Genomic DNA, 12624 nt, shown 5'->3' on the forward strand with positions numbered 1-12624 from the left:
CCCGCCATCAGGGCGCGCCGGCCGTGGCCGGCGTAGCCCACGTGGAGACGTCATACACGTTCAGCGGTTGCCACACCTGCAGGGCGGTGACCTCGGCAATGGCCTGGCCGCGATGCTGGGCCAGCCAGGCCTGCTGGCGGCGCACGGCGGCTTCATCGCCCTGCGCACGCAGCGCGAACAGCAGCACGACGCGCGCCTGCACCGGCTCGCTGCCATCGAGCATCGGCTCGATCAGCGCGCGGGCTGCATCGGGCCGCTGCATCTGCAGTTCGTCCATGGCGCTGACGATGCGCAGCCAGCGGTCCGCGACCGGACTGCGCAGGCTGCGCAGCAGGGGCCGCTGCTCGTCCAGCCAGCGCCTGGCCAGTTCGAACTGGCCCTGCCGCTGCGCCAGGTGGACCAGCGCCAGCCATTGCAGGCCACGGGCATGCAGCATGGGATCATCACGCTCCTGCAGCATCGGCTGCAGCAGCGCCGCAATGGCCTGCAGCCCGGCACGGTCAGCGCTCGGGCACAGCGCCGCCACGCTGGCGTGCTGCAGGCGCTGCTGCACCTGAAGATCGATCAGCGTCGGCGCCGCTGCATCTTCGCGTATCGCCTGCTGCATGGCCGCGCAATCGCGCTGCGCGGCCGCCAGCAACAACTGCGCACGCAGCTTCATCCGCTGCTGCAGGGCATCGCTGGCATGGATCTGCGGCAACAGCTTCGCTGCCTTGGCGTACTGCCCCTGCGCCACCAGCACATCCACGCCGGTCTCATCGGCGTCATCACGGCCGCGCAGGATCTGCGCCTGTGCCAGTGTTTCGGCGGCAAGCTGCGGTTGGTTGGCAGCGATCTGTATCCGCACCAGGTGGACCAGCGGATACAGCCGCAGCGGATCCTGCGGTACTGCGGCCGCACGCGCATAGGGTTCGGCCTCGCTGAACTGGTTGGCCTGCAGCAGGTACCAGGAGGTGTTGGACAGCCCCGCGAACGAATCCGGATAGACCTTGGCCAGCGTGCGCCATTGCTCCAGCGCCCAGCCACCCGGCTCCAGCTCGGCCATCCAGGCCTTCAGGTACAGCCGCTCGCGTGGCGGCAGCCGATCCTGCAGGTCCAGCGCATGCTGCATGGCTTCGCGTGCACGCCGCCCTTCCTCGACGCGCGCATGCAGTTTGGCCACGCCCATGTAGGCCAGGGCGAAACCGGGATCGATATCGATCGCCGCCTGGTACAGGTTGCGCGCCTCCTCAAAGCGACGCTGGCCCAGTGCACTTTCCGCCAGTGCGAATGCACGCAGTGCGCGCAGATCCTGGGTCGATGCCCGCGGCAGCGGCAACGACTGTTCCAGGCTCGCCACCGATTCGCCCAGTCCGCGCCGCAGGCGCCCGACCACGTCGTCCACCGCGAACACCATCTGGTCGGATCGATCCACGGTGGCGGTGAACGTCTGGATCACCTGGCCGCTGCCGGGTGCGGCGACATCGATGGCCAGCTCGTAGCCACCGACCTTCTGCCGCACCGTCGGCAGCAACACGGCGCGCGCGCCTTCCCGCACCGCCACGTTGGCCGCGGTATCGCGGCTGAGCCGGGTATCGCCCGAGAGCCGCGCCATTTCCAGGCTTTCGCGGATCTTGCCCTCCGACAGCACGTTCACGTAGCGCGACTGCTCCAGCGCGATCCGGATCGCGTGCCGCATCGAGTCGTCGAAGATCGGGTCGCCGGTGAGATTGTCGACGTCACCGAGCACCACCCAGTCGCGCTCGGCGAACGCGATCGCCGGTTCCGGCCGCAGCAGCAGCCAGCCGCCCAGCACCGCCACCGCCAGCACCAGGCCTTCGGCGGCCAGCACCAGCGGCTGCCGCCACAACGGCAGGTCGCGGCGGGCCTTGGCATTGGCACGCGGCATGCGCAGCGGTGCGGAGCCGATCTCGCCCACTTCGATCACTTCCTGTACCACCGGCACGCCCTTGAAGCGCCAGCGCCCGTGCGACTTCCACAACAGGCGCGTGCCGCGCTCGCCCAACGCATCGGTGGCACGGCGGGTCAGCGATTCGGCTACCGCCGACAACAGGATCTGGCCGGGCCGCGCCAGCATCATCAGGCGCGCCGCCATCGGCTTGGCCAAGCCTTCCACTTCCATCGACTTGGCGCCGGCGCGGACTGCCTCGGCACTGTTTTCCCAGGTCAGCACGTCGCCCACATGCAGGCCAGCACGCGCGCGCAGTTCAATCGCACGCTGCTGGCCCAGCGCATGTAGTTCGCGCTGGTAGTCCAGGGCGAAGCCCAGGGCATCGATGGCGCGCTCGAACAGCATGAACAGGCCGTCCGAACGATCGATCAGCTGGCCATTCCAGCGGTGCTGCAGCACCAGCACCAGGCGGTCGTGTTCCTGGAACAGGCTCGCCGCCGCCACGTCGCCGATCCGCTCGACCAGCTGCAGCGAATCACACAGATCAGTGAACAGCAGGGCGCGTAGCTGTGGGCTATGCGGGGCTGACGTTCCGTTGTCGCCATTCATCGCCTGCATCTCCCTATTGGCCGTCCGGATCATCCACCCAGCGCAGGCAGTTGCCGCCATCACGCTTGGCCCGGTACAGCGCCCGATCGGCGCTGGCATACCACTCGCTCCAGTCCGCGTCGGCATCCAGCAGGCTGGCTCCGATGCTGACCAGGCTTACATGCGGCGTGCCATGGCTGCGCTCGAGCAGGCCGTGCACCGCGCTGAGGATGAACTCGGCAGCGTGCTGCACGATCTCGCGGTTGCCACGGCGCAGCATCAGGCAGAACTCATCACCGCCAAGCCGGCAGGCCAGGTCCTGTTCGCCAGCCATCGAGCGCAGGATGTTGCCCATGCTCTGCAGCACGCGGTCGCCGGCCTGGTGGCCGTGGCGATCGTTGATCTGCTTGAAACGGTCGCAATCGATCAGCAGCAGCGCCTGCGGCGGCCCCTCGGCACGCTCGCGGCACTCCTGCAGGTACAGGGTGAGGCCACGGCGGTTGTGCAGGCCGGTCAGTTCATCGGTACGCACCAGCTCGCGGGTGTGGGTCAGCTGGTGGGTGGTGATGTAGAGGTTGTCCAGCGCGGTTTCCAGATCGTGGTTGCGCCGGCGCAACTGGCTGATCAGGGCCTGTTCGTTGGCCAGCACGCGCATGATCGTGCGGCGCAGGAAGTAGGCCACCAGGCCCGGATCGGATTCGACCAGCCGGTGGAAATCAGCCGGCCCCAGTTCCAGCACATCGCAGTCGACCAGCGCGCGCGCGCTGGCGCTGCGCAGGTGGTCGCCGACCAGCAGGCCCAGTTCTCCGAAGAACTCATGCTGCCCGAGTGTCTTGATCACCAGGTCCTCGCCGAAGTCCAGTTCGATCTGGCCTTCGAGGATCACATACATGCGCTCGCCGCGGTGGCCACGCTGGAACAGCCACTGTCCGGCACGGAGCTTGCATGCGCGGGCGAATCTGGCAAACAATGCCACCTCGGCATCTGACAACAGCGCGTGCACGATCTCGGCCATCGCCACCCGGGCGATACCTGTCGTCACATCACTGTTCTCGGCCGCACCCCTGCCGGTCATTCCCTGCACCCGCCGCCAGCGTCCCCTGGTGAGCCGCGGAGCATAGCACCGCTTTAAAGTGTGCGCCCTATCTCATTTTGACCGTTCTGCCGATCTTGATTGATGTGAAGATCGGTGGTGGCCCGTTCTGGTCACGGGTGCCCGGGCAAAACCCCTGCTGGATCAATTCGATGCCGGGTTTCACAGGATTTCGGCCAAGTTGCCGGAACCCGGGGTGCGCCTGATTGACGCTGCCCGCTGGCTGCCCCCCTTGCATCGATACAACAACGCCGGCAGGTCCCCCGACCGGCCGGCGTTGCCTGGCCCTTCCCTGGCCACCCTGATCGGATTTCCAGGCCCCGGTAGAGCCGGCCGCTGGCCGGCTGCCACGCAGCGCCCGGAGCATCCTGTGATTGCCGGCCAGCGGCCGGCACTACCGGATCACGCCGCGCACCGGATCACGCCGCGCGTTCGCTGCGCCCGCCGTGGAACTGCTCTTCCTCGGTCGATCCGGTCAGCGCGGTGGTCGACGACTGGCCCTGCTGGATCGCCTGGGTCACCGCATCGAAATAGCCGGTACCGACCTCACGCTGGTGCTTGACCGCAGTGAAACCGCGCTCGGCCGCTTCGAACTCGGCTTCCTGCAGTTCCACGAACGCACTCATCTGGCGGCGCGCGTAGCCGTGGGCCAGATTGAACATGCCGTAGTTCAACGCATGGAACCCGGCCAGGGTGATGAACTGGAACTTGTAGCCGTAGCTGCCCAGTTCGCGCTGGAACTTGGCAATGGTGGCGTCGTCCAGGTTCTTCTTCCAGTTGAAGCTGGGCGAGCAGTTGTAGGCCAGCAGCTTGCCCGGGAACTTCGCGTGGATCGCCTCGGCGAATTTGCGTGCAAACTCCAGGTCCGGCTTGCCGGTCTCGCACCACACCAGGTCGGCATAGGGTGCATAGGCCAGGCCGCGGCTGATCGCCTGGTCCAGGCCGTTGCGGGTCTTGTAGAAACCTTCGACGGTGCGCTCACCGGTAGTGAACGGCTTGTCGTTGCCGTCGATGTCACTGGTCAGCAGATCCGCAGCTTCGGCATCGGTGCGCGCGACCAGCAGGGTCGGCACGCCCAGCACGTCGGCAGCCAGGCGCGCGGCGTTGAGCTTCTCGATCGCCTCGCGGGTCGGCACCAGCACCTTGCCGCCCATGTGCCCGCACTTCTTCACCGAGGCCAGCTGGTCCTCGAAGTGCACGCCGGCGGCGCCGGCCTCGATCATCGCCTTCATCAGTTCAAAGGCGTTGAGTACGCCGCCGAAGCCGGCTTCAGCATCGGCCACGATCGGCTGCAGGAAGTCGATGTCATCCTTGCCTTCGGCGTGGTGCAGCTGGTCGGCGCGCAGCAGCGTGTTGTTGATGCGCTTGACCACCGCCGGCACCGAATCTGCCGGGTACAGCGACTGGTCCGGATACATCTGGCCGGCCAGGTTGGCGTCGGCCGCCACCTGCCAACCGGACAGGTAGATCGCCTTCAGGCCGGCCTTGACCTGCTGCATGGCCTGGTTGCCGGTCAGTGCACCCAGCGCGTTGACGAACTCGCGCTCGTGCAGCGACGCCCACAGCTTCTCCGCACCCAGGCGGGCCAGCGAATGCTCGATGTGGACGGTGCCGCGCAGGCGCACCACGTCGGCGGCGCTGTAGTTGCGCTGGATGCCTTCCCAACGCGGGTTGGTATCCCAGTCGTGCTGGATCTGTTCGGCAGTGGGCAGCTTGCTCATGTCTTTCTCCAGTTCGGTTCGTGCGTGCAGCGGGGAGGGAAACGGCGGTAGACGCGGGCGGCAGTCAATCGATGCGCGCGTAGGCCGGCAGGGTCAGGAAATCGGTCAGTTCTTCGCTGCGGCTCAGTTCGCCGAGCAGGGCGATGGCCTCGCTGATGCGCGCGCCACCGGGCAGCGCGGCGGTATCGCCCAGCCGTGCCGGCAGCTGCGACAGGGTGGAATCCAGCAGGGCCAGGTCGATCGCGGTGCCATCGTCCAGCTGCTGGCCCGGCGTATGCAGCCATTGCCACAACTGGCTGCGGCTGATCTCGGCGGTGGCCGCGTCCTCCATCAGGTGATGGATCGGCACACAGCCGTTGCCATCCAGCCACGCCGCCAGGTAACGCACGCAGACTTCCACGTTGCCTTCGAAGCCGGCGCGGGTGATGGTGCCCGGCGGCCGCGCGATCAGTTCGTCGCGGCCGACGCGCACGTCCTGGCGCAGCACGCTGTGCTGGTTCGCACCGGGCATGTGCTCGTCGAAGATCGCCATCGCCACCGGAATCAGCGCCGGATGCGCGACCCAGGTGCCGTCGTGGCCGGCGCTGACTTCGCGCAGCTTGTCGGCGCGCACGCGGGCCATGGCCTGTTCGTTGGCGGCGGCATCGTTGTTGATCGGAATCTGCGCGGCCATGCCACCCATCGCATGCGCACCGCGGCGGTGGCAGGTCTGGATCAGCAGTTCCGAATAGGCCTTCAGGAACGGCTGGGTCATGGTCACCTGGCCACGTTCAGGCAGGACGCGGTCGGCGTGGCGGCGGAAGGTCTTCAGGTACGAGAAGATGTAGTCCCAGCGCCCGCAGTTCAGGCCGACGATGCGATCACGCAGCGCGTGCAGGATCTCGTCCATCTCGAACACCGCCGGCAGCGTTTCGATCAGCACGGTCACCTTGATCTGGCCGTGCGGCAAGCCGAGCATCCCTTCGATGTGCGACAGCGCGGTTTCCCACAGCGCCGCCTCTTCCATGCTCTGCAGCTTGGGCAGGTAGAAGTACGGGCCACGATCCTTGGCCTGCAGGGAGCGGGCGTTGTGGAAGGCGAACACCGCTGCGTCGAACAGGCCGCCGGCGAGGAACTGGCCGTCGACGCGTACGTGCTTCTCGTCCAGGTGCCAGCCACGCGGGCGCACGATCAGCACCGCCTGTTCGTCGTATGGGCGCAGCGTGTAATGCTTGCCATTGGGGGCGGTGTATTCGAGATCGCCGCGCACCGCCGCGGCCAGCGACTGCTGCCCGGCCAGCAGGTTGCGCCAGGTCGGCGAGGTCGAATCCTCGAAGTCGGCCATGAACACCTTGGCGCCGGAGTTCAGCGCGTTGATGACCATCTTCGGGTCGGTCGGGCCGGTGATCTCGACGCGGCGGTCCTGCAGCGCGGCCGGCAGCGGCGCAACGCGCCAGTCGCCGCTGCGGATCGCAGTGGTGTCTTCACGGAAGTCCGGCAGGCCGCCCTGGTCGAAGAACGCCTGGCGTTCACGGCGGGCCTGCAGCCTCGCCTGCCGGCCCGGTTCCACCGCGCGGTGCAGCGACACCAGCAGGGCCAGCAGCGGCGCCGGCAGCACGGTGTCCTGGCCGGCCACGCGGGTCGCCAGGGCGATGCCGGGGGTGGCCTTGGTGGCGGGGGTGGGAACGGCGGAAGCGACGGCGGACATGGGGCGACTCCAGCGGTGGGGGAACGTCTCCACGGTGCCGCTGGGCCTCAGTATTTGGCAAAACAGTTTTTGCAATGTTTTACATAAGTTATGCTAATACTCGTTACACGATGAGCACACGCACCCCGCCAAGTCCTCGTTTTTCCTACAAATCCGACCGGCTCAAGCCGCTGCGCGCGTTCTGCCAGACCGTGCGCCTCGGCTCCGTCTCACGGGCGGCTGAGGCACTTTTCGTCAGCCAGCCGGCCATCAGCCTGCAGTTGCAGGCGTTGGAACGGGAGCTGGGGGTGCCATTGTTCGAGCGCAGCGGGAGGCGCCTGGTGCCCAGCCGCGAGGGCCAGCTGCTGTACGAGATGGCACAGCCGCTGGTGGAGAACCTGGACGGGCTGGAGGCGCGCTTCCGCGACAAGGTGCGCGGCCTGGACGCGGGCGAGCTGAACATTGCCGCCAACAGCTCGACCATCCTGTACCTGCTGCCGAAGATCGTCGAACGCTTTCGCCTGCACCACCCGGACGTGCGCCTGACCCTGCACAACGCGATCAGCGCCGACGGCACCGACCTGCTGCGCGAGGATGCCGCCGACCTGGCGATAGGTTCGATGACCGATGTGCCGGCCGACCTGACCTACGCCCCGGCCTACCGCTTCGAGCAGGTGCTGATCGCACCGCACGATCATCCGCTGGCCAAGGGCGGCGAGCTGGAGCTGACCGATATTGCGCGCTATCCGCTGGTGCTGCCGCCGAAGCGGCAGATCACCTACCGGCTGGTAGACCAGGTGTTCCAGCGCCACCGCATCGCCTACACCGTGGCGCTGGAGGTGGGGGGCTGGGAAGTGATCAAGCAGTACGTGGCGATGGGCATGGGCATTTCCATCGTGCCGGCGCTGTGCCTGAACGAGGCCGACCACGAGCGGCTGGCGGCGCGGTCGATGAAGCGCTGGTTCCCCGAGCGCAGCTACGGGGTGATCGTGCGCCGGGGCAAGGCGTTGTCGGCGCAGGCGCGGGCGTTCATCGAGCTGATCCAGCCGGAGTTGTTCAGTCCGCGCGATTACGATCAGAGCGGGCATTCGGAGCGGTGAGGGGTGTTCTGGTTTGCAGGGTTGCCGCCCTGCACCTGCAGAGGCCGAAGCAACGGCAACGTCAACGGCAACAGCGGGCATTCCGTGGGATGGCGGGGTGGGTCCGGTTACGAGGGACGCCGTAAATCCGTCCATGGAGGCTCGGTCGCGCCATCCATGGCGCTCACGCCCCCGCAACCGGACCCACCCCGCCTTCGACCGTTTTCTGCGAACTGTGGGAAATGCTTCCCATGGTGGGTGCCGACCGTTGGTCGGCACGGGGTCGGATCCCGCCTCTGATTCATTTCCGGCTGACGATGAATAAACTGGCCCCATGTCCATCGAACTCCGCCACCTGCGCTACTTCCTCGCCGTCGCCGATACGCTGCACTTCGGCCAGGCGGCGGAGCGGCTGGGCATGTCACAGCCGCCACTCAGCCAACAGATCCGCCAGCTGGAAGAACTGATTGACGCGCGCCTGTTCGTGCGCAGCCATCGCCGCGTGCAGCTGACGCCTGCGGGCGAACTGCTGCAGGAACGTGCACGCGCCATCGTGCAGCAGGTGGAAACGGCCGTGGACGAGGTGCAGCGTGCACAGCGTGGTGAGCAGGGTGAACTGCACATCGGTCTGACTCGCGCCACGCCGCTGTCGCCGCAGATTCCGCGTTCGATCCTGCGCTACCGTCAGCAGTACCCACAGGTGCGGCTGCAGCTGAGCGAGATGAACACGCTGCAGCAGATCGATGCGCTGCTCGACGGTTCACTGGACGTGGGCATCATCCGCAAGCGCGCATTGCCGCCGGAGCTGGTGGCGCACAGCCTGTTCGTCGATCCACTGGCGTTGATCGTGCATGCCGACCACCCTGCCCTGCGCATGCTGTCGAAGCAGGGCACGTTGTCGCTACGCGACTTCGCGCAGGAGCCGTTCGTGGCATTTCGCCGCAGCGCGGGCGCGGGCATCCATGACCACATGATCGCGCTGTGCGCGGCGGCGGGCTTCACGCCGCGCATCGTGCAGGAAGCCGGTGAAGCATCGACGTTGATCAGCCTGGCCGCTGCGGGCCTGGGTGCGGCGATCCTGCCGTCGTCATGCGATCACATACGCGTGGAAGGATCGCGCTTCGTGGCACTGGCCGATGCTGGCGCGCATTCGGAAGTGCAGCTGGCCTGGCACCGCGAACGGGTAACGCCGCTGATCCGCAATTTCGCCACGCTGCTGCGTGAGGCGTTCGCCGAAGGGTGAAGTGCAACCCACCCGGGTAGTGCCGGCCGCTGGCCGGCAACCCCACATGGGCCGGCATGCCGGCCAGCGGCCGGCACCACCGTACGCGGTGGGTCACGCGGTGACCGGCTGCGGCGCGCGCTGCTGCAGCGCCCAGACGATGCCGCCCCCGATCAGGGTCAGCACGGCAGCGAACGCGCACACGCCCAGCCAGTCCCAGGCCGCGTAGGCCAGGCCACCCACCCCGCCCAGCACGCTGGAGCCCAGGTAGTAGGCGAACAGGTACAGCGCCGATGCTTCCGCGCGCATCGTACCGGCACGGCTGCCGACCCAGCTGCTGGCCACCGAGTGGCCACCGAAGAAGCCGAAGGTCACCAGCGCGATGCCCAGTGCCATCGTGCTCAGCCACGGCATCGCCAGCAGCGCGATGCCGGCGCCGATCAGCGCGAACGAGATCGACAGGATGCGGCCGCGCCCGTACCGCGTGGCCTGCTGGCCCATCCACGCCGAACTGAAGGTGCCCACCAGATACACGCTGAAGATCAGCCCGACCACGGTCTGGCTGAGGTGGTAGGGCGGCGCCAGCAGGTGATAGCCCAGGTAGTTGTAGAGGGTGACGAACACGCCCATCAGCACGAACGAGGTGGCGAACAGCCACGGCAGGCCCGGGTCGGCGAACAGCAGGCGCCAGCGCGACGGCAACTGGCGCAGGCCATCACGGCGGGGATGGAAATGACGCGACGGCGGCAGCTGCAGCCACAGCAGCACGGTACTGGCGATGGCGATGATCGAGACCACGCCGATGCCCCAGCGCCAGCCCCAGTGATCGGCGATGATGCCGGCCAGCAGGCGCCCGCTCATGCCACCGATGGCGTTGCCGCCGATGTACAGGCCCATCGCCAGGCCCAGCGCGCGGCTGTCCATTTCCTCGACCAGGTAGGTCATCGCCACCGCCGGCACGCCGCTCAGCGCCAGGCCGAGCAGCGTGCGCAATACCAGCAGCGTGGTCCAGTCATCCACCAGCGCCGAGCTCAGCGACAGCATGGCCGAGGCCAGCAACGCGACGATCATCAACGGGCGGCGGCCGACCGCATCGGACAGCAGACCAGCCAGCAGCATCGCCACGGCCAAGGTGCCGGTGGTCAGCGACAACGACATGGCGCTGCCGGCGGCGGACACGCCGAAATGGCGGCTGAACTCAGGCAGCAGCGGCTGCACCGTGTACAGCAGGCCGAAGGTGGAAAAGCCGGCCAGGAACAGTGCCAGCGCGGTGCGACGAAAGGCCGGTGTGCCCTGCTGGATGCGGGTCTCGGCGCTGGAGTCGACAGTGGGGGGGCGGCGTTCGACGGCCGCCGCGGTTTCGCCAGTCATGGGATCGATGGGCCGGTGGGGGCGGCCAAGCGTGGGAGGGAACGGGCCTCAGACTAGGCCCGTCTATCCAGTCGATCCATAACCTGATAGGTAATGATTGATATACGAGAAGTATCAATTCAGCTTACAGGCGCTGCCACTCGAAGCCGTCGCCCCGGCGGTAGTACACCGCCACCGCGCGGCCGTAGAGCTTGTCGGCGTCGACGAAGCCGAAGAAGCGGCCATCGAAGCTGTTGCCGCGGTGGTCACCCAGCACCAGCACCTTGCCAGCCGGCACCACCAAGTCGGCGATGTCCGGACCGCCGCCCATGTCCAGATCAAGGCGGGCACGTCGCTCGCCGAAGGCTTCCACGTCCTGCAGGTCGGCCATCTGCAGCGGCTGCCCGTTGATGCTCAGATGGCCTTCGCGCATCTGCACATGGTCACCGGCCACCGCCGCCACGCGCTTGATCAGGCGGGTGCCGTCGGCCGGTGAGTCGAAGACCGCCACCTCGCCACGCTGCGGGGTGCCGGTCGCCATCAGTTCCGTGTTGGTGAATGGCAGACGCAGACCGTAGGCGCGCATGTCCACCACCACCCGGTCGCCGGGCTGCAGGGTCGGCTGCATCGAACCACTCGGCACCACGTAATGGTTGGCCAGGGTATCGCGGGCGGCGGCGAGCAGGCCGAGCATCACCAGCAGCGGCAGCGCCTCTTTCTTCAGCCAGGCCAGCGCGCGTTCGGAAAAGGGAGGGCGGGCAACAGCGTCCATGGCAGGATCCGGGTGGGTGGTAGCTGCATCAGACCACATCCGGGCCGAAGAGGTTCCCGCACCGCGCTCCTGTAGAGCCGAGCCTACGCTCGGCTGCTCTGCGCCCAGTCCTGGCAACCCTGGCGCTGCAAAAGGGGTTACGCAGGTTTTACGCCCCGGCCCGGCGGCGGGCATCGCACCTTTACGGGCAGCACGCGCATCGTGTGCCCACCGCGCCACAGGGCGCATTCCGCAAGGTGTTGTATGACCCTCCTGGTGATCCGCCACGCATCTTCGTCGGCGCCGCGTCCGCAGCTGCCGGCACAGCTGGCCGGCCATCGCGTGCTGTGCAGCGACTGCGCCAGCCTGTCCGAGGTACGCCAGTGCCTGTGCCAGCCGCAGGCGCGCTCCGCCGACTGGGTACTGCTGGATGTCGGTACCGCCGACGAAGCGCAATGGCAGGCCGAAGGTGGCGCGCTGCAGGCAGCACTGGAACGGCTGCCGGCGCAGTACATCGAACTGCAGGCTCCCAGCGAGCCGGGCCTGGATGCACGTCTGCGCCTGCAGCACGGTCCGGCCGCCGTGGTGGTCGACCAGCGCAGCCAGCAGGCCGGTTACCCGTTGTCGCTGGCCATTGTCGGCCGCCGCCTGGCGCAGGAGGGCTGAGTCATGTCGATCTTCATCATCCGCGGCCCGGAAGCGGCCGGCGCCCTGATCCGCACCGCGATGCCGCTGCCGGCACCGGTCCTGAAGTCGCTGGTGCATCGCGCGATCGACGCCGGCACCAGCGTGGCGATCCGCGCCTGCGGTTCGGAACAGGAACTGCTTGATGCGCTGCGCGTGGCCGATCACAGCCGCGGCGAGGTGACGCTGCTCGATCCGGGTGCGTGTGCCAACAGTCTGCGCCTGCAGCGGCTGCTGCCCTATCTGCACAACGCGTACGTAGAGGTGCATGACGACGGCGCAGTGGCCGAACCGTGCCTGCCGGCCGGTGTCGGCCAGCGCCTGGGCATCGCTGCTGGGTATGGCGCGCAGAGTTATGTGCTGGCGCTGGATATCGCGCTCGATCACCTGGGCCTGGCCGAGCAGGCGAACCGCGTGCACGTGGGGACGTAACGCTGTGTGTAGATACCGTGTTGCCCTTGCCTAGGCAAGGGCGCCGTCAGGCTCAAATGGGCGGCCGCTTTTCAGTACGCCCCAAACCAGATGGATGAGCTTGCGCATCACCGCACACATGACGACCTTGAAGGGCTTCCCTTTCGC

General features: G+C 67.5%; 10 protein-coding genes and 1 pseudogene. 4 read left to right on the top strand and 7 right to left on the bottom strand.

Annotation, left to right across the window (positions count from 1 at the left end):
• Positions 1-7: 7 nt before the first annotated feature.
• From AC5P7S_RS12905 to aceB, 4 genes are all read right to left on the bottom strand, one after another.
• Positions 8-2500: a putative peptide modification system cyclase gene (locus tag AC5P7S_RS12905; protein WP_242441381.1), complete on the bottom strand. Its 2493-nt coding sequence runs from the start codon at positions 2498-2500 to the stop codon at positions 8-10.
• A 13-nt stretch (positions 2501-2513) separates the two neighbouring features.
• On the bottom strand, positions 2514-3554 hold the full coding sequence (locus AC5P7S_RS12910; protein ID WP_032954692.1) for a GGDEF domain-containing protein: 1041 nt from the start codon (positions 3552-3554) through the stop codon (positions 2514-2516).
• A gap of 437 nt (positions 3555-3991) precedes the next feature.
• Entirely contained in the window at positions 3992-5293 is a 1302-nt protein-coding gene (gene aceA, locus AC5P7S_RS12915) for an isocitrate lyase (protein ID WP_019661879.1), read from the bottom strand.
• Positions 5294-5357: 64 nt separating this feature from the next.
• Positions 5358-6980, bottom strand: a complete 1623-nt coding sequence (gene aceB, locus AC5P7S_RS12920; RefSeq protein WP_095378572.1) for a malate synthase A — start codon at positions 6978-6980, stop codon at positions 5358-5360.
• Between the two features lie 110 nt (positions 6981-7090).
• Between aceB and AC5P7S_RS12925 the strand changes: the two genes are divergently transcribed.
• Positions 7091-8059 (top strand): LysR family transcriptional regulator, encoded by a 969-nt coding sequence (locus AC5P7S_RS12925; RefSeq protein ID WP_095378571.1) that lies wholly within the window; start codon positions 7091-7093, stop codon positions 8057-8059.
• A gap of 313 nt (positions 8060-8372) precedes the next feature.
• Entirely contained in the window at positions 8373-9281 is a 909-nt protein-coding gene (locus AC5P7S_RS12930; RefSeq protein ID WP_095378569.1) for a LysR family transcriptional regulator, read from the top strand.
• 93 nt (positions 9282-9374) lie between these two features.
• Here the strand turns inward: AC5P7S_RS12930 and AC5P7S_RS12935 are convergent, their stop codons facing one another.
• Both AC5P7S_RS12935 and lepB read right to left on the bottom strand, forming a co-directional pair.
• Positions 9375-10631 (bottom strand): MFS transporter, encoded by a 1257-nt coding sequence (locus tag AC5P7S_RS12935; RefSeq protein WP_095378566.1) that lies wholly within the window; start codon positions 10629-10631, stop codon positions 9375-9377.
• A 124-nt stretch (positions 10632-10755) separates the two neighbouring features.
• Positions 10756-11382, bottom strand: a complete 627-nt coding sequence (gene lepB / locus AC5P7S_RS12940) for a signal peptidase I (protein ID WP_053501214.1) — start codon at positions 11380-11382, stop codon at positions 10756-10758.
• Positions 11383-11625: 243 nt separating this feature from the next.
• Between lepB and AC5P7S_RS12945 the strand changes: the two genes are divergently transcribed.
• Positions 11626-12027, top strand: coding sequence for a hypothetical protein (locus AC5P7S_RS12945; RefSeq protein ID WP_053496494.1), 402 nt, complete (start codon positions 11626-11628; stop codon positions 12025-12027).
• Between the two features lie 3 nt (positions 12028-12030).
• Positions 12031-12477: a 3-dehydroquinate dehydratase gene (locus AC5P7S_RS12950; RefSeq protein WP_004153636.1), complete on the top strand. Its 447-nt coding sequence runs from the start codon at positions 12031-12033 to the stop codon at positions 12475-12477.
• A 30-nt stretch (positions 12478-12507) separates the two neighbouring features.
• Here the strand turns inward: AC5P7S_RS12950 and AC5P7S_RS12955 are convergent.
• Positions 12508-12624, bottom strand: a pseudogene (locus AC5P7S_RS12955) (IS110-like element ISStma4 family transposase); the annotation flags it as partial.

Source organism: Stenotrophomonas sp. YJH_SMC_32, from assembly GCF_059369975.1.